Annotated in this window: 18 protein-coding genes and 1 pseudogene; 11 read left to right on the top strand and 8 right to left on the bottom strand. The window is 71.7% G+C overall.

The genetic code is table 11. The features are described 5' to 3' along the window. Positions 1–128: 128 nt before the first annotated feature. Both WMF17_RS35985 and WMF17_RS35980 read right to left on the bottom strand, forming a co-directional pair. Positions 129–1,736 carry a C45 family autoproteolytic acyltransferase/hydolase gene (locus tag WMF17_RS35985; protein ID WP_437645554.1) on the bottom strand — a complete coding sequence of 536 codons (1,608 nt, stop codon included), beginning with the start codon at positions 1,734–1,736 and terminating at the stop codon, positions 129–131. Positions 1,737–1,760: 24 nt separating this feature from the next. Then, positions 1,761–2,585, bottom strand: a complete 825-nt coding sequence (locus WMF17_RS35980) for a glycosyltransferase family 2 protein (RefSeq protein ID WP_437597879.1) — start codon at positions 2,583–2,585, stop codon at positions 1,761–1,763. A gap of 175 nt (positions 2,586–2,760) precedes the next feature. Here WMF17_RS35980 and WMF17_RS35975 point away from each other — a divergent pair, with 175 nt between their 5' ends. The 7 genes from WMF17_RS35975 (at position 2,761) to WMF17_RS35945 (ending at position 8,355) form a co-directional block, all read left to right on the top strand. Next, a complete protein-coding gene (locus tag WMF17_RS35975; RefSeq protein ID WP_437645553.1) occupies positions 2,761–4,095 on the top strand; it encodes an MFS transporter in 1,335 nt (444 codons plus the stop codon). A gap of 12 nt (positions 4,096–4,107) precedes the next feature. Beyond that, positions 4,108–5,145 (top strand): phosphotransferase enzyme family protein, encoded by a 1,038-nt coding sequence (locus tag WMF17_RS35970; protein WP_437645551.1) that lies wholly within the window; start codon positions 4,108–4,110, stop codon positions 5,143–5,145. 741 nt (positions 5,146–5,886) lie between these two features. Further along, a complete protein-coding gene (locus tag WMF17_RS35965) occupies positions 5,887–6,402 on the top strand; it encodes a hypothetical protein (protein ID WP_437645549.1) in 516 nt (171 codons plus the stop codon). A gap of 327 nt (positions 6,403–6,729) precedes the next feature. Beyond that, complete coding sequence (locus WMF17_RS35960) at positions 6,730–7,017, top strand: hypothetical protein (protein WP_437645547.1); 288 nt, start codon at positions 6,730–6,732, stop codon at positions 7,015–7,017. Further along, positions 6,984–7,367, top strand: coding sequence for a DUF6968 family protein (locus tag WMF17_RS35955; protein ID WP_437645545.1), 384 nt, complete (start codon positions 6,984–6,986; stop codon positions 7,365–7,367). The genes WMF17_RS35960 and WMF17_RS35955 overlap by 34 nt, the downstream gene beginning before the upstream one ends. Before the next feature lie 175 nt (positions 7,368–7,542). Beyond that, a complete protein-coding gene (locus WMF17_RS35950; protein ID WP_437645543.1) occupies positions 7,543–7,800 on the top strand; it encodes a hypothetical protein in 258 nt (85 codons plus the stop codon). A 147-nt stretch (positions 7,801–7,947) separates the two neighbouring features. After that, the gene (locus tag WMF17_RS35945; protein WP_437645541.1) at positions 7,948–8,355 is read left to right on the top strand and encodes a hypothetical protein; all 408 of its coding nucleotides are present in this window, start codon (positions 7,948–7,950) and stop codon (positions 8,353–8,355) included. 301 nt (positions 8,356–8,656) lie between these two features. Here WMF17_RS35945 and WMF17_RS35940 read toward each other — a convergent pair whose 3' ends face one another. The 4 genes from WMF17_RS35940 to mscL all read right to left on the bottom strand — a co-directional run bounded on the left by WMF17_RS35940 (position 8,657) and on the right by mscL (position 13,948). Then, on the bottom strand, positions 8,657–9,271 hold the full coding sequence (locus WMF17_RS35940) for a hypothetical protein (protein ID WP_437645539.1): 615 nt from the start codon (positions 9,269–9,271) through the stop codon (positions 8,657–8,659). 65 nt (positions 9,272–9,336) lie between these two features. Continuing rightward, positions 9,337–11,379 carry a hypothetical protein gene (locus WMF17_RS35935; RefSeq protein WP_437645537.1) on the bottom strand — a complete coding sequence of 681 codons (2,043 nt, stop codon included), beginning with the start codon at positions 11,377–11,379 and terminating at the stop codon, positions 9,337–9,339. A 347-nt stretch (positions 11,380–11,726) separates the two neighbouring features. Then, positions 11,727–12,533 (bottom strand): hypothetical protein, encoded by an 807-nt coding sequence (locus WMF17_RS35930; RefSeq protein ID WP_437645536.1) that lies wholly within the window; start codon positions 12,531–12,533, stop codon positions 11,727–11,729. A 965-nt stretch (positions 12,534–13,498) separates the two neighbouring features. Then, the gene (gene mscL, locus WMF17_RS35925) at positions 13,499–13,948 is read right to left on the bottom strand and encodes a large conductance mechanosensitive channel protein MscL (protein WP_437645534.1); all 450 of its coding nucleotides are present in this window, start codon (positions 13,946–13,948) and stop codon (positions 13,499–13,501) included. A 358-nt stretch (positions 13,949–14,306) separates the two neighbouring features. On the opposite strand from mscL, the gene WMF17_RS35920 reads away from it, so the two are divergent. Both WMF17_RS35920 and WMF17_RS35915 read left to right on the top strand, forming a co-directional pair. Beyond that, the gene (locus tag WMF17_RS35920) at positions 14,307–14,912 is read left to right on the top strand and encodes a 5-formyltetrahydrofolate cyclo-ligase (RefSeq protein ID WP_437597874.1); all 606 of its coding nucleotides are present in this window, start codon (positions 14,307–14,309) and stop codon (positions 14,910–14,912) included. 1 nt (position 14,913) lies between these two features. After that, a complete protein-coding gene (locus WMF17_RS35915; RefSeq protein ID WP_437645532.1) occupies positions 14,914–17,343 on the top strand; it encodes a hypothetical protein in 2,430 nt (809 codons plus the stop codon). A 300-nt stretch (positions 17,344–17,643) separates the two neighbouring features. Here the strand turns inward: WMF17_RS35915 and WMF17_RS35910 are convergent, their stop codons facing one another. Next, positions 17,644–17,973, bottom strand: coding sequence for a PilZ domain-containing protein (locus tag WMF17_RS35910; protein WP_437480723.1), 330 nt, complete (start codon positions 17,971–17,973; stop codon positions 17,644–17,646). A gap of 159 nt (positions 17,974–18,132) precedes the next feature. Here WMF17_RS35910 and WMF17_RS35905 point away from each other — a divergent pair, with 159 nt between their 5' ends. Beyond that, positions 18,133–18,309: a hypothetical protein gene (locus WMF17_RS35905; RefSeq protein WP_437495098.1), complete on the top strand. Its 177-nt coding sequence runs from the start codon at positions 18,133–18,135 to the stop codon at positions 18,307–18,309. 142 nt (positions 18,310–18,451) lie between these two features. Here the strand turns inward: WMF17_RS35905 and WMF17_RS35900 are convergent. Beyond that, positions 18,452–18,556 (bottom strand): annotated as a pseudogene (locus tag WMF17_RS35900) (protein adenylyltransferase SelO family protein); the annotation flags it as partial. 641 nt (positions 18,557–19,197) lie between these two features. On the opposite strand from WMF17_RS35900, the gene WMF17_RS35895 reads away from it, so the two are divergent. After that, positions 19,198–21,087, top strand: a complete 1,890-nt coding sequence (locus WMF17_RS35895) for a right-handed parallel beta-helix repeat-containing protein (RefSeq protein ID WP_437645530.1) — start codon at positions 19,198–19,200, stop codon at positions 21,085–21,087. The last annotated feature ends 16 nt before the right edge of the window (positions 21,088–21,103 follow it).

Raw genomic sequence — 21,103 nt, 5'->3', positions numbered from 1 at the left:
TACGGGAGCGCCGGACGAGAGGTGTCCTAGCCCCGGTGTACGGGCGTGGACGACGCGGCCCTGTTGTGAAACGAGGGCGAAACAGTTGCGCACCGGCCTCGGCTGTGAAGCTGCGCGCGTCGCGGAGGTTATTTAAGCGCGTCGCGGCCGCGCTCGCCGTCCCCGGCGGAAGGGCCGGGCGCGCTGCTGCCGAGCTCGCCCGTGTGGGGCGAGCCGGCGCGCTCCCAGGCGGCGTAGTCGCCGCTCGTGAGCAGCGGATCCTCGGGCAGCGCCACCGGCTCGGCGGGGTCGAGCGCGGGGTCGAAGGTCGGGTCGAGCAGCCGCGCCAGGTCGAAGCGCAGGAACCGGCCGGCGAGGTGGGGGCCCTCGCTGACCCAGAGGACGCGCGCCGTCGCATCCATGACGACCGCGTGCGTCGCGATGAGCGCGTCGATCGCGCGCCGGTCGCCGAGCGGCAGCGGCGCGCCGCCGGGCCCGCGCCTGTCGCGCAGGACGTCGACCGCCGCCTCGACGGTCGCGCCGTCGGGCAGGGCCGCGAGCCGCTCGTCGAGGCGGCGGCGCCGCGCGTGGGTCGAGGTCTCGGCCTCGACGCGCCGGTTGCGCGGGTCGCCGGCGAGCGGCCCCTCGAAGTGGTTCGTGAGCGGGACCTTGCCGCGGCCGCGGCGCGCGTGGAGCGGCGCGCCGGGCGCCCGCTCGGCGATCGCCGCCTCGCCGGCCGCGTCGACGAGCATCACGAGGTGGGAGACCATGGGCGCGCGCGCCTCGAGGATCGCGAGCGCCTCGTCGACGCCCCGCGCGCGGCCGAGCACGTCGCGCATCGTGTGCACGACCGGCTCGCCCGCCGCGCGCGGCTCGCCGGCGCGCCCGCCGTGGACGACGAGCGCGAGGCCGGCGGCGTTCATCCCGGTCACCGCGCCGACGAGGCCGGGCCAGGACACCGACGCGTACGGGATCTTCCCCTGCTCGTGCACGAGGAACACCGCCTTGCCCTCGTCGAAGACGGGCCCGGCCTCGAAGTCGAAGTTGCGGGCCAGCACCGCGTTCCCGCCCGCCGACGCGGCCCCGGTGAGGGCGAAGCTCGTGCAGCCGATGAGCGGGGAGTGCTCGAACGAGAGCGCGATGTCGTAGAGCGACTGGAGGAAGATGAAGCGGTGGTACGTGGGGAGGACCCCGTCGAACGGGTCGGGCGAGAAGGCGCGGGCCTGCGCGGCGATCTCGCGCCGCGCGCCGTCGCTCATGCCCTCGTCGACGCCGCGGAACTGGAGGCGCGAGAGGTCCATGAGGAGCCACCGGAGCGGGGCGACGGGCACGTGACGGCGGAGCTGCTCGTGGAGGGTGCCTTCGTTCTGGACCATCTCCGGGTAGAAGAGCCGGCCGTGCTGGTGGCCGATCTCCTCCGGCGATCCGGCGAGGCGCGCCTCGAGGATCCGGCCGCGGCGGCGCGCGTAGGCGGGGCCGAGCACGCGCAGCCCCGCCGGCCCCGCCGCGGGCTCACCGGCGACGGCGCGGATCGGCGGCGGCTCGATCCGCGTCGCGGCGCCGATGCCGAGGTGCGCGAGGACCGGCGCGGCGAGCAGCGCCGCGGCCGCGACGAGCTTGCGCCGGTGGCGGGCGAGGCGCGAGGGCCGCCGGAGCGCGCCCGCGGGGGGGCCGGACGCGGGGGGGCCGGGCGCGGCGCTGCCGGGCGCGGCGCTGCCCGACGCCGCGTCCGCGCTGGATCCGGCCCGGGCCGTCACGCGTTCCAGAGCGCGCGTCCCGGATCAGGGGGGCGCCGCTGTCGGCTGCGACGGGTGGGGGTCGATCTCGGCGGCGCGCGCGCTCGCCACGGCGGCGCGGCGCGCGTCGGGGGACGGCGCCGGCGCGGCGGGCACGTGGCGGAGCCCGCGCGTGAGCGCGAGCGTCGCCAGCACCCGGCCCACGATCCGCGCCGGATCGCGCACGCTGTCGAAGTGCGTGAGCCGCTCTTCCTCGGTCGGATAGATGACCCGGGTCGGCACCTCGACGATGCGGAGCTTGGCGGCCACCGCGCGCAGGAGGATCTCCGCCTCGAAGGCGTAGCCGTCGTCGCGCGCGCCGAGCGAGAGCGTCGTCCGGAGCGGGTAGCGGCGCAGGCCGCACTGCGTGTCGGCGAAGGGCCGGCCCGCGAAGAGCGACAGGAAGAAGTTCGAGATCCGGTTCGAGATCTGGTTCGCGCGCGGCGCGCCCGCCGACACGAGATCCCGGATGCCGAGCACGAGCGCCTCGGGGTCGACGTCGGCCTCGATGAGGCGCCGCGCCTCCTCCGGCGGGTGCTGGCCGTCCGCGTCGATCGTGACCGCCACGTCGAAGCCCGCGGCGAGGGCGAGCTCCATCCCGGTGCGCAGGGCCGCGCCCTTGCCCAGGTTCTCCGGGTGGATCAGCACCGTGGCGCCCGCCGCGCGCGCGCGCTCGGCCGTCCGGTCGCTCGACCCGTCGTCCACAACGAAGACGGCGCCGCCCAGGCCGTTGACCCGGAGCGCCCCTCGTGTGACGTCCTCCACGTTGCGCTCGGCCTGGTAGGCAGGAATGATGGCGCAGATCCGCATGAAGCAGAGCGCGATTAGCATGGTGTGCCCTGGATGAACAGCGGCAGGCACGATCTGTCCGGTGCGTCCACGCCGCCTGCGGAGCGATCTGCGGAGCGACGTCCGGCCGGGCTCGACAGGGGCGGGTACGCGGCGCATGGCGGGCGATCGCGGCCCTACGTGGTCGGGTAGCGCTCGCGCGACAAGGAGCCTCCACGTGCGTGTCCCTTCGACGCCGGCCGGCGCCCTTCGCCCGGAACCCCGACCGAGCCTGCTCCGCCGGCGCCCCCATTTCCGTCGTGTCTGGCTGAGCGAGATCGTCTCGTTGCTCGGCGACTGGATGGGCTTCGTCGCCGTGAGCCTGCTCGCGCTGGGCGGCGAGGGGGGCGGGGTCGTGGCGCTCGCGCTGGTCATCGTCGGGCATCACCTCCCGAACGCGCTGTTCGCGCCGGTGGCGGGGGTGCTCGCGGACAGGCTCGATCGGCGGAGGCTGCTCATCGCGACGAGCGTGGTGCAGGGCGCGCTCACGGTCGCGATGCTCGGCGCCGCGGTCCTGGGCAGCGTGGCGGCGGTGCAGGTGCTCGTCTTCGCCCGCGGGTCGGTGGGGGCGCTGCGCCTGCCGGCGCAGAGCGCGGTGCTGCGCCATGTCGTCGAGGCGGACGAGCTCCTCGAGGCGAACGCGATCGTGTCGGCGACGTGGAGCGTCATGTTCGCGGTCGGGATGGCGGTCGGCGGCCTGATCGCGGCGCTCGGCCCTGCGATGGCGCTCGCCCTGGACGCGGCGTCGTTCGGCCTGTCGGCGCTGTTCCTCTGGGGGCTCCCGTCGATGGTGGTCGAGGGGCGGCCGGCGGAGGGCGGCCTGCTCGGGGCGCTCGCGTCGGTGCGGCGGGACATCGCGCTCGCCTGGACGCACGCGTGGGAGCGGCCGCCGCTGCTCGACGCGGTGCTCGCGAAGACGCCGGTCCACCTGGCGAACGGCGGGGCGCTGCTGCTGCTCAACGTGCTCGCGACGCAGCTCGCCTTCGCGGGCACGGGCGCGCTGACGCTGGGGGTGCTCCAGTGCGTGCGCGGCGCGGGGACGGGGATCGGCCCGCTGGTCGGCGTCGCGCTGGTCCGCCGCGGCCTGCGGGGCGAGCTCGCGGCGACCGGGGCGGCCTGGGTGACGTTCGCGGCGATCGCGGCGTTCGCGGTGACCCGGCACGCGGCGGCGCTGATCGCTGTCGCGCTCGTGTGGGGGCTCGGCAGCGGCGCGAACTGGGTGCTGTCGAGCGCGGAGATCCAGCGGCTCTCGCCGGACCGCTTCGTCGGGCGGCTCTCGGCCATCGACAACCTGGTCCTCACGGTCGGCCTGTGCGCCACGTCGCTCGGCGGGGCGGTGCTCGTCGAGCGGGTCGGGGTCCCGGGGGCGGCCGCGTGGCTGGGGCTCGGCGCCGGCGTGCTCGCCTGGTTCGGGTCGCGGTGGATGCAGCGCCGGCGGGCCGCGGCGCTGCGCCGGGAGGCCGCTGCCGTGCCGGAGGCGGCTTCCTTGCCGCCGGAGACCGGGCGCGGGTAGCCTCCGGTTCCGATGATCCCGGACGTATGGGCGCCCCTGCGCGGCCTCGCCGTGCGCCGCTGCGACGACGAGGGCCTCATCAATGGAACGTGGGTGGCCGGCGGGGCTGGCGGGGCTGGTGAGGTCGGCGGGGCCGGTGAGGTCGGCGGGGCCGGTGAGCCGCCGCGGTTCGTGGTGCAGCGGGTGAGCCCGATCTTCGCGCCGGAGGTCCACGACGACATCGAGGCGGTGACCGCCCACCTGGCGAGCCGCGGGCTCGCGACGCCGCGGCTGCTGCGCGCGGGCGACGGCGCCCTCTGGGCGCGGGATGGCGCGGGCGCGGTGTGGCGGGTGATGGACTTCATCCCCGGCCGCACGCACCACCGGGTCGGCTCCCCCGCGCTCGCGCGCGCGGCGGGGGCGCTTGTCGGGCGGTTCCACCGGGCGGTGGACGACCTCGAGCATGCGTACCGCCATGTCCGCGCCGGCGCGCACGACACGGCGCTGCACATGGAGCGGCTGGACGGCGCGGCCACCGGGGGGGAGGGGAGGCGGCTGGCGGATGCGATCCTCGACGCGTGGCGCACGTGGCAGGGGCGGCTCGACCTGCCGCTGCGGCACTGCCACGGCGATCTCAAGATCTCGAACCTGCGCTTCTCCGCCGCGGGGGAGGGGATCTGCCTGCTCGATCTCGACACGCTGGCGCTGCAGTCGATCGACGTCGAGCTCGGCGATGCGTGGCGCTCGTGGTGCAACCCGGTCGGGGAGGACGCGACCGAGGCGCGCTTCGATCGGGAGGTCTTCGCCGCCGCGGTGGCGGGCTACCGCGAGGTGCGGCCGTTCGGCGCGGAGGAGCGGGAGGCGCTCGCGGACGCCGTGGAGCGGATCGCGCTGGAACTCGCGGCGCGGTTCTGCCGGGATGCCTTCGAGGACCGGTATTTCGGCTGGGACGCAGCGCGGTTCCCGACGCGGGTCGCGCACAACCTGCAGCGGGCGGCCGGGCAGCTGTCGCTGGCGCGCTCGGCGCGGCGGCAGCGCGGGGAGATCGCGCGGCTGCTCGCGGGGGGCTGAGCGGATCGGCGCGGGGGCCGTCGCTGGGCTGGGCGGGGATGTCGGGACATGGTCGGGTGCCTGGCCGGGCAGGCGGCGGGCATGTCGGGACATGGTCGGGTGCCTGGCCGAGCAGGCGGCGGGGATGTCGGGACATGGGCGGGTGCCTGGCCGAGCAGGCGGTGGGCATGTCGGGACATGGGCGGGGGCCTCGCCGGGCAGGCGGCGGGGATGTCGGGACATGGGCGGGGGCCTGGCCGGGCAGGCGGCGGGGATGTGGCTGGATTGCTTTCGACGCCACGCCCGTGTCTGCCCAAATGCCGTCGTCTCATCGCTGTCCCCCTCCTGTGTCCCTCGCCGCTGCCCCTCAGCACGCCCGCGGGCGCGTCCTTCCCCGAAGTAGCGCCGCGCGAGGAGCATCGGGCCGCTGACGATCCCGAACGCTCTCAATGGCGGCGCCACGCGTGCGTGTTGCCACGCGCCGACGCGCGCGCAGGGGCTCGCTGGCTGCGAAGAGCGGTCGCTGAGACAGCGTAGGCAGAACGACTACCGATGCTCTGCGGAATCGCCGGACTGGATGGCTTGAGAGCGCACGTTAGGTTCCGCGCATGAAGAGTCTGTCCGCTCTCGCTGTCGCCCTGTTCTGCGCGATCTTCGCCGTTTCGTGCGTCCTCGATGCCGAGGCGACCCCCGACGAATTGACCGGAGAGGCTCAAGAGCAACTCCAGCCTTCGACCCAAAGCTCGGCGCTAGAGTCAAGAAATGACCGTGACACGCTCTGATCTGTTCGACGTCATCTACCGCTTTTACCCAAGGGGCATTCCTCGCCACGAGCCCGGCTACGACGCTACGGAGGAGCACCGCCGCCTGGTGGAAGCCGCAAAACGCGGGCGGGCAGAATACGGGACGTGGGAGACGATGCTCCGCCGATTGGGGGATCGATACCACCTGCAAGACGAGTCGCTCCATATCCTGGCGGGGTGGGTCGACCCAGCGTACTCGGCCCACATCTTCCTTCCCACACACTCGCTCGGTTTCCACGTGAGCTTCCTCGGGCCCTACTACGCCGTCCATCGCACGGACGGCCCCGACGAGGAGCCGGTGGCGAGCGACATCGCTCAGGAAATCGAGGCCGCCTATCGAGGCTACCAGCCAATCCTCCCGGAGCTCGGTAATGAGGTTGTCCCTGATGTGGACAAGATATGGAAGGGGACAGCTACAATCTACCTCTGTCTCTTCTCGGTCGTATGGGGGCACCATCCGTTTTCGATCCCGTAACCGCGGCCCCCTCTGTGGGAGCTCCTCATGTCGATTACCTTCCATCCGGTGCCGAGCCGACCGGTCAGCTCGGCTTGTTCGCCTGGCGCCCGAAGCCGCGGCTCTCCATGCAGTTGAGCCTGTTCGGCGAACCGCCGGACGGCGCGGAGTAGGACGCCGGCCGCCTGGCGCCCGGCTCGCCCCAGACGCCGTTCCTGTCACGATTCGGCGTTTCATCGCCGATTATTCCAGGCTGGAATACGCAGTGAATGGTCGAGGTGGCGGGCGCGCTCATGTCACGCGAGCGCTCACGGCCGCGTGGCCCGCAGCTCGCATTCGCGGAGGGCCATGAGGATCGCGACGATCGTCGCCGCTGTGTTCATGTCGTCCTGCGTGGTCCAGCCAGGGGACGAGATCGCGGAGCCGGAAGAGGCAGAAGAGCCGACAGATGAAGACACTGGTGCGGCAGCCGAGCCGCGCCTCAAGCAGGCGTGCTTGCTCGCCGGCAAGCGACAGAGTTCTCGTGAGATGTTTTGTCGTTTCGCGTGCCCCAGGAGGCTCAAGAGGCAGTGCTGGCCCGCCGCGAATCAGGGCGGGCGGGAATGGACGAACTTCTGCACCAACAACTTCCGCTGACGCCAGCGCTGCCCTATCTACCGGGCATGCACGACGGAAACGTGGTCGCCTCCAGGCATCTGGATTTCACGCCGAATGATGGGAGCTTCGCGCGCAAGGTTCGTATCCTGCTCAGCAGGCCACACAGTCCCGTTCATCGAGAGAGCGAATGGATCGTTGACATCGAGATTGAGGAGTCGTTCAAGGCACCGGTCCTCGACTACGCGATTGGCTCCGATCCGTTCCAGGCGCTGTTCCTGGCGATGTGCAAGGTGGGCGACCTGCTCAAGCCGTGGCGCGACGCGGGTGAGCTCAAATGGGGCGACAGCGCCGACCTTGGTCTGCCGTCACTGATCCACCCGACGGTGTAACCCTGCTCGCCCATTCGAAATGCCTTGGGTTTGTAGTGACCCTCAGCGCGATCCCTCATAGGATTCTCGTCCGGCCTGTCTCAAACCTGTTGGCATTCTCCGGCGCGTGAGGCTTATCCTGGAGAACGGCGGTCACGCCATCACCAAACGGCTACACCTACCGGAGGTGCCCACCGTGGGCTCTTTCGTCCTTGCGGAGCGCGCGTGGATGGTGGTGAGCGTGGAGCTCCATGCGGAGCGCGGAGAGGCGGACGTCTACCTGCGCGAGGACGGCGACGACCTCATGATGCAGGTTATCCCAGAGGCGCACATGGCCCACATCGAGCTCACGAAGCGGTACGAGTGGGATGTGGAGGAGGAAGACGCGCTGATGGCGTGGCTGCGGCAGCGGATCGATCGGCAGGACGAGGACGAGCCGGTTGCTCAAAACTGAGCACTACCATGCGTGGCGCAATGTAGCATACGCATGCAAAATGCGCACACATGTAACTCCACGTATCTACCCTGACGCTGGCGTTGCCCGAGCGCGCTGCGACAGAATCGCCGGATGGATTCTCGTCGACTGCGATAGGCTCGGGTCATGGAGTGGGAGATCTTGGACGGGAAGACGACATTGGGCCCGTTTACCGAGGTGGAAGTCATTGCGGAGATCCGTAAGGGACTACTACCGACAACGAAGGCGAGGCCAGTTGGCAAAGAACAGTGGAGGCCAATCGGTGCACACGAGCCTTTTGCGCAAGTCATGGCGGAACTCATCAAGCGGCCAAGTGCCAACGTGGCTGCGCGGTCGCAGATATATGACGGTATCACGTTCACGATCTGGGCAGTGGTGCTCGCGTGGTCTGGATATGCGGTCGTCGACGCCCTAGGAGCAGCAACCAAAAGCGGTCCGTTTGACGCGGGCTGGATCGCAATCGCTGCGAAATGTACATTTGGCTACGTTATCGGCAGATCGCTTCACTTCATCGTGCGCGCCGCGAAGGGATAGCTTCGCTGCTAAATGGCTGGAGGCCATCCTCCGCGGCCTGGTTGTCTCGGCCACGGCGCCCACTCCGAGGCGGTCGCCGGCTTGACCGTTGCGTCGCGCTCTGACTGTCGCCGCAAGGTCCCTTCAGTAGATCGTAGTGTCCGGAATGCGCCGGGGGGTGTCCGGAACGCGGGTGGCGCCGATGTGGTTCCGGACATCACCCGACTAGCAGGCGGCGGGCATGTCGCGACGTGGGGGGGTGATGCCCTGATTCGAGTGATGGTGCCGTATTCAGAGCACGCGGGGCTCGTCGCGGAATCTGCTAGGGCACCGCGTCGAACGCTGCCGCACCGCGATAGCGCGCGACGATGCTGCCCGCGTCGTCCAGCGCAACGGCCCAGGTTGCGTCCAGCGGCGCGAGCGGCGCGTTGGGCGTGAGGACCTTGCCCCGGGCGACGAGCGGGTTCGCCGCGGCGGGCCTGCGAACGGAGCTCCGGAGCGCAGGCAGGGACCAGACGGCGCAGCCGGCGGCCACCCTCGGCTCGCGCGTGACCATCACGCACGGCTCGGTCAGGTGCAGGAGATCGAGCCCATCATTCACGTCGAGGCTCGGGAGGTGATTGCTGCCGTTGTGCAGCGGCGTGACGACCCAGGCGCGCCGCGGGGCGGGCGCCGGCCGCATCAGCGAGAGGTGCATCGCCGCCCAGGAGGCATGGTGAGGAACCTTCAACCCGGCATGCTCGCCGAGCTCCGGGCGCTGTTGCATCACCAGCTCCCAGCCCGAGGGGATCGGGACCTCCCGCTGTCGGTTCGTCTCTACACGAGGGAGATCCCCGCCGAGGATGACACGCGTGCCTCCCCACTGGATCTCAAGCACCGCGCTGAGCTCGTTGGCGCGCTTGGCCACGTCGCTGCCCTGCAGGAGTGGCCGCGCCACCGTCGTGTCGGGCGCTCGGCACACGACGCTCCCTCGGATCGAGCCGCGTCAGCGCGCCGAGCGGCTCACTCGGCGGCAGCATGCGCCTCAGCCGCCCAGCCGCGCAGGTGGCGTAGAGGATCCGGCGACGGCTCGGCGTCCTTCCAGGGCGGCGACGGCTCGTCCTGCGCGAAGACCCGCTGCACGCCGCCCTCGTAGTACGCGAGGTAGAGGTAGCCGCGAGCTCGCTCGGCGGGACACCAGGCGTTGGCCGCTTGCCATTCGTCCGCGGTGATCTCCGTACGCACCAGCTCGTGCCGCCCGTCGACCGTCATGCCGACCACGAGCGTGACCGCCTCGTTCGTGGCAGCGACGACCCGCGCGGGGAGCGCCTCGACGAGCCGCGCCCCGTCGGGGCCATGCTCGGCGATCCGCGCGGGCCGCCGCCAACGCTGGTCCATGCGCACGCCGGGCGGGTGCACGGAGTCGCCGAGCCGCTCGGCCTCCTCGGCGTCCTCCAGACGCCACTTCAGCAGGCGCAGCACGTCCTCCCGGACGACGACCTCGGGCGGCAGCAGATCGAACGTCCGCCGCGCCCGCCCGACCTCCCCGGCGTCGAGCCACGCGGTCACAACCCAGCCGTGGAAGTCACGGCAGAGCCGTGGATCCTCGTCGACTCCGCTGCCGTCGGGATCGAGCTGGGCGAGCGCAGTTCGCATCGCCTCCTCGGCGTCAGCGTAGCGCGCCTGCTCCACAAGGAAGGTGACCAGGCGGCTGTGCCACCAGCGGTTATCCCCCTCCAGCTTCGCGGCCATGCGAAACGCCTCCTCGGCGTGGAGCGGCTCAACGCCAGCGCGATCCAGGTTGTAGCCGAGGTAGTGCCAGGCGTAGGCATCGTCGCCGAATCGCTCGACGCATGCGCGATAGACCTCGGCCGCGAGGCGATGGAGCTGCGCGTCGATGCTGAGGGCACGGCCTCGATCCCAGAACAGCTCGCGCGCGTCGCGGGTTTGCTCTTCCCACCGGAGGCCGGTCTCCGGTCCGCCGTGGGCGAGGTGGTGAACCTTCTCCAGCCAGGCGCGCGCGCGCTCGGCGTCGAGCGCGGCAAGCGAGGGCTGACCGTCGAGCGTCTGGTAGTGCTCCGCCAGCGAGCGGTGCGCCTCGGGCGAGGCGCTGCCCAGCGCCAGGCGGACGGTCTCGGTCACACGCAGGGAACCCGCCTCCGGCTGATAGCCGACACAGCCCCGGAGGAGCGGCTGGTGCTCTGCGGGCAGGCCGGCGAGACGCTCGGCCACATCGAGGGGAAGCTCGCCGCGGGCCGCCAGAGCGGAGGCGAGTCCGGCAGCCAGCTCGCGGTGCTCCGGCTGCGCGAGTCGATCCGAGAGCAGCACCAGGAGCGGGCGCAGCGGGGCAGCGGAGGCAAGCGCATGGGTCGCGCTCGCCTCCTCGGCGCCTAACGCCAGGCACCCGACGAGGACGCGGGCGGCGATGGGGGTCGCGCGCGGCGCCGCGCCGAGGAGATCGGCGGCACGGCGCGCGTGGGAGGCATACGTCCCCCACAGCGCCTCGTCCCGCAGCGCGCCGAGGCGCACGGCGGGCGCCGAGAGGTGCTGGATCCGGCCGTGCAGGCCGAGCACACGTTCGAGCGCCTGGTCGATGGCGGTCGCCAGCATCACGAGCCGCAGGCCGGCGGCGTCCCGGAGCCCCTGCAATAGCTCGATGGCGCGGCGGCGGAAGACGAGCTGGTCACGTCCGGACACCGCGTCGAGCCGGCTCCACGAGCTGGGCAGCCGGAGCACGAGGACCACGTCGTCGCGCGCGGAGAGGCGCCGCGCGGCGCTCGCCGCCCGCTCGCGCACGCTCGCGAGCGCCTCGTAGGCTTCGCCCGCGGCACCGGCGGCCGCCGCGAGCTGGGCCAGCGCATGGAACACGGCATCGCCGTCGCGCAGCGGCGGCGGCTCGACGATGACGATGCGGCTCGCCTCGCGCAGGCAGGCGAGGACGCGGGACTTGCCGGCGCCCACAGGGCCGACGATCGCTCCGATACGATCCCCGGTGTCGATCTGCTCGAGTGCCCAGCGAGCCAGCCGCTCGGGCTCGGCGAGGTGCAGAGGGCGCTGCATGACCATGGCTCGGTTCCTACCATATCCGCGCTCCGACCCAGGACCCTGGCTCGACCGCTTGCCCGGGACGTCACCGTACGGGTACGGCTCCCGTTGTGGGCGGAGCAGGTTGCAGGGCCCGAGCACGCCCTGCGTGGTTGGATCCGCCTGTATCGCCTGTATACCCGCGGAGCCATGTCGCCGTAGGTCACCTCACGCGACGTGGCCCGCTTTGAGTCGATCGCCGTGCCCCAGCTCGCCCCTCGCGCGCCCTGCTTCGGGCGCTACCTGGTCGGGCGGGCGGCGGGGATGTCGCGACATCGCGACATGGGCGGTGGCCTGGCCGGGCGGGCGCGTCGGAGATGCGGTACCGGCTACAGGCCGGGGTCGGTGAGCACCACCGGCTCGGCCGGTTCCGGCGCCGTGGGCACAGCCGGCGGGCCGGGGGGCGCGGGGGCGCCCTGCTCCGGCGCCGCGCGCCCGCGCGCGGCCCGCTCGCGATCGGCGTTCAGCTTGTCGATGTAGGCGAACAGCCGCGCCTCGTGATCCGACGGAAGCGCGCTGCCCTCTTCCTGGATCTCGTCCCGGAGCGCCTCCCGGAAGCGCCCGAGCAGCCCGACGGCGGCGCCCCGGAGCGGCCCGGTGGCCGCGGCGTTCTCGCCGGTGGCGAGGAGCGTGGCGCGCCTGCGCAGGAGCTTGTCGATGTCGTCGCCGGCGGCGACGAACGCCTTGACCCAGTCGTGCAGGCTGCCCCCGCCCGGGGTGGCCGTGGACTTCAGCTCTGCCTTGAGCCGCGCCAGCTCGGGCCGGTTGTCGAGCGCCGCCGACGCTTCGTCGGCGTAGGGGGCGCGGAGCACCTCGAGCTTCGGGACGAACGTCTGCTGCGCGGTCGCCGCCGCGTCCTTGAGCGCCGACGGCAAGGCGGGGTGCGCCTCGATGGCCTTGCAGAGGAAGAAGATGGCCGCCCCGAGCCCGTCGTGCCGGACGTCGGCCTCGGAGAGCTCCCTGGCGAGCGGCGCCTGCGTCCCCGCGGCGTCGGGGATGGCGTCTATCTCCTTCTGCTTTGCTCTGAGTCGCCGCTCGTACAGCTTGCCTGTCGCCGACAGGCGCAGCTCGTCGGCCCTCTCATCCAAGAGATCGCGCAAGGCGAGCTTCAGGTCTCCTATCGTGAGATTACGCAAGGTTACCTCCGTCATGACGTGGTTCGCCCGCCCCCGCGATGCACCGGCGGTCCAGAGAGGCGAGCTCAGGGTGTTGCCGGAGCGTGGAACGCTAGCCGAGCTTCCGGCGGCTGAGTAGGCCGAATTCGATGGCCCGAGGGAGGGACCATGGACGGAAGCGCCGGAATCGTGCTCCGGATCGAGGGACTGCGGCCATTTCATGGGTCTTTTCACGGGGAGGCCCCCGGCCGTCTTTGTTTGGCAGCCGGGCGAGTATGGCGACCTGGCGCTCGAAGGGCCGGGGGACTTCCGGGTCATCGAGAGCATGAGCGCGCGCTTCGGGTTCGGCTTCGGGTCGGCGGCGTCGGCGGTGGCGGAGAAGCTCGAGGCGAGCGGCACGACGGCGGCGGTGCTCAGCGTGCTGCCGTCGCTCGGCAAGAGCCCGGCAGCAAATGGGTGCTGTCGCGGGTCGAGGTGGACGACGGCCTGGGCACGCCGGCGTATGTTCACACGTTCGCCAAGCACATCTATGCGGGGCAGACGCGGATCGCGAGCAAGATGGATCCGGACTGGTTCGGGGACCCGCCGACGCTCTACTACCACCCAGACCACCTGGGGAGCACGAGCTTCGCGTCGAACAACGAGCAGACGCTGACGCAGCGGGACGAGTACTTCCCGACCGGGGAGCTGTGGATCGACGCGTCGGACTCGCGGTTCGAGCTGCGGCGGGCGGCGGCGCCGCCTCGGACGGTGCGTATGGGCGGCGTGGCCCCGCAACCGGCTTCTCCGTCACGGCGGCCTGCTGGCCAGCAGCAGGCCGCGCCGCCGCCACCACTACTCGAAGGATGGGGTCCTCATGGGCCCAGCGAATCCATGGCAGAGAGCAACGATGGTCAGCCTCATGCGAAGGCCCGCGCCAGAACCTGTTCCCAAAAGCCGGTTCTGGGCCTTCCACCGAAAGGAGCCACTGCCGAAGAGCCCGGCCCCTACGCCGCCTTCAGCGCCGCCGTGCAGTGCCCGCAGCGCACCGCCTTGAGGGGGATGCTCATCGCGCACTCGGGGCAATCCTTCGTCGTCACCGCCTCCTCTTGCTTCCTGTGGAGCTTCCCCATGAGCTGGATCAGCAGGAACACGCAGAGGGCGACGATGATGAAGCTCACCAGGTTGTTGATGACCTGGCCATACTGGAGGAGGACCGCGCCGGCCTTCACCATCTCCTCGGCGCTCGCGTACGTACCGGGCGCGCCCGGCGCCTTCAGGACGATGTAGTGCTGGCTGAAGTCGATGCCGCCCGTCAACAGGCCTATCGGCGGCATGATCAGGTTATCGACGAGCGACTTGATGATGTTGCCGAACGCGGCGCCGATCACGACGCCGACCGCCATGTCGATGACATTGCCACGAATCGCAAACTTCTTGAAATCCTCCCAGAACATCGCTCTCTCCCATCGCCGAGGGCCCGTGCTCGGGCGGCCACCCTGGCTCGCTCATTGCCTTATCGGAACCTTGGCGCTTCAAACATCCGCCCTGCCCACGCTGTCTACGCGGGCGAGGCCGTCAACACAAGCGGTGCCACCGGGCTCGTCCGTGAACTCACCTCGGCTCGCCCGTCGCCACCGCCCGCTGCCGCCCCTCGAGCCGGCCTCTGCCCCCTCTGGAACCTCGGCCGCGCCCCACCCCCTGCAAAACCGCCACACCCGCGACCGCATGCGCCGCCGCGCGCCGATTTCTCACACGACGGTTCCCCGATCCCGGGCGGCCTCTCTAGGATGCGCGCCGGAGGAACCACCGAGCATGGATCCCGATGCCGAGATCGCCCTGCGCTACCGCGCAAAAGCCGAGCTGCGGAAGCGCGCCCGGGCCGTCCGCAGCTCCATCCCCCGCGACGCCCTCCTCGAGCGGTCGCGCCGCATCCAGCGCGCCCTCGCGGAGCTGCCGGCCGTCGCCGCGGCCCGGCGCGTCGCGCTCTTCTACCCGATCGAGGACCGCAACGAGGTCGACCTCCGCGAGCTCGACCCGCTCCTGCGCGCCCGCGGCGTCCAGGTGGCGTACCCCGCCATCGATCCCGAGTCGCGCGTCATGACCTTCCGCTTCGTCGCCGATCCCGAGGCCATGCAGGAGCGCGGCCTCGGCTTCCGCGAGCCCGACCCCGCCGACGAGGAGGCCGCGGCGCTCGACGTCATCGTCGTCCCCGCCCTCCAGATCGACCCGCGCGGGCACCGGATCGGCTACGGCGCCGGCTACTACGACAGCACGCTCCCGCGCTTCTGCCCCCCGGCGCACGCCGTCGGCGTCGCGTTCGACTTCCAGCTCGTCGCCGAGGTGCCCGCGACCGAGGGCGACGTCGCGCTCGGGACCGTCGTGACCGACGCCCGCGTGCTCGCCGCCGAACCCGCCTAGGATGCCGCTGGAACAGGTGGAAGCGGCGAGCGGAAGCGGCAGGGCCGTCCTCCTCGCCGCCATCGCGTCCGGCACGATGATCGCCCAGCAGGTCGCCGGCCGGGCCACCCGCGACGCCCTCTTCCTCGCCACCTTCGGCGCCGCCGACGTTCCCAAGGTCATGGCCGCCGGCGCGGTGCTCTCGTTCGCCGCCGTCCTCCTGCTCTCGCGCGCCCTCCTCCAGCTCTCCCCGGCGCGCGTCGTCCCCGCCACCTGCGCCGCGAGCTCGGTCCTCCTCGTCCTGGAGTGGGCCCTCGCCCTGCGCGCGCCCGGCGCGGCCGCCCTCGTCTTCTACCTGCACATCGCCGTCTTCGGCGCGACCCTCATCTCCGCCTTCTGGTCGCTCGTCAACGAGCGCTTCGACCCCCACACGGCGCGCCACTCCATGGGGCGCATCGCGGGCGGCGGGACGCTCGGCGGCGTGATCGGCGGCCTGTTCGCCTGGCGCGCCAGCCGCCTCATGGACGCCCCGACCATGCTCCTCGCCCTCGCCGGAGTGAGCGCGCTCTCCGCCTGGGCGACCCACCTCCTCGGCGCGAGCCTCCCGGGCGGGGGCGCGGCCGGCGCCGCGGGCGAGGGGCCGCGCGCCGGCGCCTCGGGGCTCCGCGCGCTGCGCGAGAGCAGCCACCTGCGCGACCTCGCCCTGCTCGTCGCGCTCGGCGCCGTGAGCGGCGCGCTGTTCGACGTGGCCCTCAGCGCCGAGGCCGCCGCCGCGATGCGCGACCGCAACGAGCTGCTCTCGTTCTTCGCGCTCTTCCACCTCTCGGTGAGCGTGCTCTCGTTCCTGGCGCAGTCGCTCGCCGCCACCTTCTCGCTCGACCGGCTCGGGCTCGCCGCCACCATCGGCATCCTCCCGGCCGCCGTCCTCACGAGCTCCCTCTCCGTGGTCGTCGCGCCGCGGCTCTGGTCGGCCGCCATCGTCCGCGCCACCGAGGCGGTGCTCCGGAACTCGCTGTTCCGGTCGGGCTACGAGCTGCTCTACACGCCCCTGCCGCCGGACCAGAAGCGGTCGATCAAGACGCTCATCGACGTCGGCTTCGACCGCATCGGCACCGCGGCGGGCAGCGGCGTCGCGATGGTCCTGCTCATTGTCGCGCCGGGGGGTGGGTCGCCGCCGCTCCTCATCGGCCTCGGCACGGCGGTCGTGGGCGTCACGCTGCTCTTCACGCCGCGGCTGCACCGGGGCTACGTGGCCGCGCTCGAGAGCAGCCTGCGCTCGGGCGCCGTCTCGCTCGACCCGGCCAGCGTCGTCGACGCGACCACCCGCCGCACCCTGAGCGGCACCGTCGACGCGCTCAGCCGCGACAGGGTGCTCGCCGAGCTCGCCGCGCTCCGGAAGGGGGCGGCGGCGCGGTCCGACGGCGAGCGCGCCCCCGGGGACGGCGAGCACACGTCGTACGCCGGTCCGCCGCTCTCCAGCCGCGCGCCGCTCTCCGGCCGCGCGCCGCTCTCCGGCCGCGCGCCCGGGGACGGCCACGGGCCTCCGGCGGGCGAGCGCAAGGTCGCCGAAGGGCCGCTCTCGGCGCGCGCCGCGTCGGCGGCGATCGCGTCCGACCCGGTGCTCGCGGTGATCGCCGACCTCCGCTCGGGCGACCCCGAGCGCGTCCGCCGGGGGCTCGTCCGGGAGCCGGACCCCGCGCTCGTCGCGCACCTCCTCCCGCTCCTCGAACGCGAGGGGCTCATCTCGGAGGCGATCCGCGCGCTCCGCGCCGTCGCCCCCCGCGCGACCGGCCAGCTCCTCGACGCGCTGCTCGATCCGGCCGGGAGCGTCGCCGTCCGGCGCCGCGTCCCGCGGGTGCTCCAGGCCTGCCCCACCCAGCGCGCCGCCGACGGGCTGATGCTCGGCCTCGCCGACGAGCGCTTCGAGGTGCGCTACCAGTGCGGCGTGGCGCTCGCGCGCCTGCTCCAGCATCGCGCGCCGATCCACCTGCCCCGCGAGGACGTGATCGCGGCGGCGACGCGGGAGATCGAGATCGACCGCCGGGTGTGGGACGCCCAGCCCGCGAACGCGTCCGCGCCGGCCGAGGCGCCCCTTGGAGAGCGCCTGCTCGTCGAGCGGACGAGCCGCAGCCTGGAGCATGTCTTCCGGGTGCTCTCGCTCTGCCTGGAGCGCGAGCCCCTGGAGATCGCCTACCGGGCGCTCCACGCCGACGACGCGCACCTCCGCGGGACCGCGCTCGAGTACCTGGAGAACGTGCTGCCGCCTCCCATCCGCGAGCGCCTCTGGCCGTACCTGGGCGCCCGCCCGGCCGCCCCTGCCGAGCCGCCCGCCGCCGAGCCCCGCGTGCAGCGCCTGCCCGAGCAGGCCCTCGACGAGCTTCGCCGCTCTGCCGCCTGCATCCCGCGGACGTCGATCTCCGCCGCACGCCGGCGCAGGGAGCCGCGCACGTAGCGCGGGACGCCCCCGCTCCGGGGCGGCTGCCCGGGCGCCGCGCGGGGGCCGCCATCGAGCGCCGGGCGGCGTGAACGGCCCGCGGATCCGGCGAGCGACAAAAAGAAAAAGCGTCGCCGGGGCCCGGGGGGGGAGGGGCCGCACCAGCAACGCTGCCCTCTGGATTAGCAGCTCGCGTGCCACCGCGAGAAGATCAAAATTCCCTGCAAGTTCGCATAGATGTCCCGGGCGAATCCTCCGGGGGTTGCACTCCTGCGATTTCACCCTTGCAGGCGCGCATTGCGTCGGGGGCGGCCATCTCTAATGGAGTGGCTCGCGGCGCCGGGCTCTGTCGTCGAGGTGCTCGGCGATCGTGAGCCGGTCGGCGTCGCTCATGACCACGAAGCGGACGGCGAGCAGGTTGTCGCGGTCCCAGACCGGGCGGGCGCGCAGCCGGATGGGGCGCCCGGCCCCGATATCGAGCTCGAACGGGGTGAGCGCCGGCAGCGCCCGGCCCGCGAGCGCGGGCGCGCGCTCGACGATCATGCCCGTGGGGGAGAGATCGATCGCGCGGCACCGGTGCCTGTGGCCGTCGACGAGCGCCGAGACGGGGAAGTCGACCTGCGCACGCGCGCCCTGCCTACGATCCATGGGGTTCCTCCTTGGGGTCCTCGTGGGGGCGCCAAGCCTAGGCCGCGCGGCACGCCCGGGCCAAACATCGGGCGGGCGGGCCCCGCTGGCGGCTCGCAGCGCGGGTGCGCGATCCCGGCGCGGGTGCGATATGCTGGCGCGGCGAAAGGAAGGCCGGCGATGCCCACGTGCCGCGAGTGCAACAGCGAGGTCGACGAGCTCAAGACGATCAAGGTCGGAACCAAGAAGAAGAAGGTCTGTGAGGACTGCGCCGATCGCGCCGCCCAGGAGGGCGCGATCGCCGAGGAGAGCGAGGCGGTGGTGCAGCAGATGATGGGCTTCAAGGGCAGGCGCTGAGCGCGCCGCCGGGCGCCGCTCGGTGCGCCGGATCCCGTGGATCCCGGAGGAAGCCGGGAATCCACGAAAGAAGACGAAGCCTCCTTCCGAGTCGATTCGTCCTTCCCAGTATTCCTTCCTGAGCGGCTCCTCGTTCCTCGGGGTCGGGGCGCCGCCGCAACAAGCTGCCGAATCGGACATGAGAGCGGCTCAGTCGCGCGCGCGGCGACGAGCGCGTGGGCGAGCGCTCGTCGCCGCGGAAGAGCGCCCGGCGCCCGTGTTACCGCGGCGCGCGCTCGACGTTCCGCGGCAGCGGCTCGAAGCGTGAATGGTGCTGCTCCCCGCGCACACGCGGCGAGATCGCCGAGGCCGACAGCGCGAGTTCCTGCTCCTGAACGCAGCGTCTTTCCGGGAAGAAACTCGCCTCGACGGGGCGTGGACGCCGCCTCCGAGCTCGAGAGCGCGGGGGGCAACGTAGGTGAAGGTCAGTGAATGGCGTGGAGAACCCGGTTGTATTGGGCGTTGACCTACATTTCAGCGGGATTTCGCCCTTGATGGAGCGGGCGAGCGACCACTTCGCTACACATTCCTCACATCAGCGGACGAACTGCGCATTGCAGTTTTGCATCGAATTTTGCAACCTTGATGTGAAAAACAGCTCGGGTGTGCGACCTAATTGATCGCTGGTTTGGGTTTCGAAAGCATTTCGTCTTGACCCTTCGCGGCAATCCGGGAATAAGTGATCTCACGAGAGCGCCGGTATCCGCCCCTCTGGTGCTGAATGGTCTGCACCGATGGTTCGCGGCGCGAAGGCCGACAGTGGGAGGCTAGCTTACTGCCCCCTGTGGCCTTCGCCCGTTACGGTCCTGTTCACCACAGGGGTTCGACGACGCCGGGGGAGAAAAAGCCATGCATTCGATTTCTCAGGGCTTTGGGTCGCGGTCGTTCGCTGCCGGTAAGTTCATCGCCTCGCTTGTGGCGATGTCGATCGTCGGCTCCGGCTGCGCGCCGCTCGACGAGGACGTGACCGCGGAGGAGCTGGACGCGGAGGAGCAGGCCGCCGGCACGACGTATCAAGTCGGCCCGACGCGGACTTACAAGACCATCGGCGACGTCGCGGGCCGGCTGAAGCCGGGCGACGTGGTGGAGGTCGACGGCAACGCGACGTACTCGGGCAACATCAGGATCACGAAGTGGGGCACGCCCACCGCGAAGATCACCATCCGCGGCAAGCGCGTCTCCGGGAAGCGCCCCGTCCTCAAGGGCGGCACCAACACCATCGAGCTCAATGCGAACCACGTCGTGATCGAGGGGTTCGATGTGACCGGTGGCACGTCGAGGTGCATTTTTCACCATGGTCACGATGTCACCATTCGTGACACCGTGGTCCACGATTGCCCCGCGCACGGCATCCTCGGCGCCGACGGCGACTCGGGCTCGCTGACCCTGGAGTACGTGGAGGTCTACAAGTGCGGGCAGGGGACGCAGAAGCACCCGATCTACATGGCCACGGACGAGACCGCTTATCCGGGCGCCGTGTTCCGGATGCAGCACAGCTATGTCCATGATGCAAACGGCGGCAATGCGGTGAAGTCCCGCGCGGAGCGGAACGAGATCTACTATAACTGGATCGAGGGCGGGCTCTACAAGGACCTCGAGCTCATCGGCCCTGACGGGCAGGATCCGGGGCTCGCGCGGGAGGACTCCGACGTTGTCGGCAACGTCTTCCGCAAGACGCACACGCAGTACGTGGTGCGCGTCGGCGGCGACGGCACGGGCGACACGAACGGGCGGTACCGGTTCGTGAACAACACGTTCCTGCTGATGGCGGGGTCGAGCGCGGCGATCCACCTGTTCGATGGCATCGAGAGCATCGAGCTGCACAACAACGTCTTTCACCGCGTCGGGGGCGGGAGCGTCCAGGTCTTCCGCGACGACGCGAGATGGAAGACCGGCAGCCCGCTCATCAAGGGCGTCAACAACGCCGTGCCCACGGGCACGACCGTGCCTTCCGGCTTCACGGGGACGCGGATCGTGAGCGATCCGGGCTTCACGAGCATCGCCAACCGCGACGTGTCGCTGCTGGCGTCGAGCCCGCTCCGCAACGCCGGCGTGAGCCAGACGTCGGGGATCTCGGGGCGCGCGTTCCCGTCGCCGCTGGCGCTGCCGCTCTTCCACCCGCCGAAGGGGGCGATCGCGGCCGTCGGCGGCGCGCTGCGGCGGACCTCGGTGGGCGCGATCGACATCGGCGCCTTCGAGTACGGCTCGGGGACGACGCAGACGCCGACCCAGCCGGCGCCGACGGAGCCGACGGAGCCGACGCAGCCGACGACACCGGCGCCGTCGTGCCCGAGCGTGGACGCCGGCGAGTGGGTGAATACGCCGCTGACGACGCAGTGGGGCACCTTCACGGCGACCTGGGACGTGACGCCGAGCGCGTCGAAGATCGACGGCGTGGTCGGGCTGTCGAGCGGCGCGGCGGATGCGTGGACCGAGCTCGCGGCGAGCGTGATCTTCGACGAGCAGGGCAACGTCCGGGTGCGGAACGGCTCGCGCTACCAGGCGACGACGGTGTTCCCGTACTCGGCCGGGACGACGTACACGGTCCGGATGGTGGTCGAGACGTCGTCGCGGCGGTACTCGGTGTTCATCCGGCCGCGGAACGGCACCGAGGTGCAGCTCGCGAACGGGTACGCGTTCAGGACCGAGCAGGCGCAGATCCGGTCGCTCAACAACTGGGCGATGACCCAGACCGTGGCGGCGGCGTCGCTGTCGGCTTGCAACTTCTCGATGAAGTGATTGCTCGGAGGGGGGC

The organism is Sorangium sp. So ce362 (assembly GCF_051519845.1).
In the GTDB taxonomy this organism is placed as follows: domain Bacteria; phylum Myxococcota_A; class Polyangia; order Polyangiales; family Polyangiaceae; genus Sorangium.
Note: the sequence above shows the minus strand (reverse complement) of the source record. Positions and strands in the feature narration are given on the sequence as shown.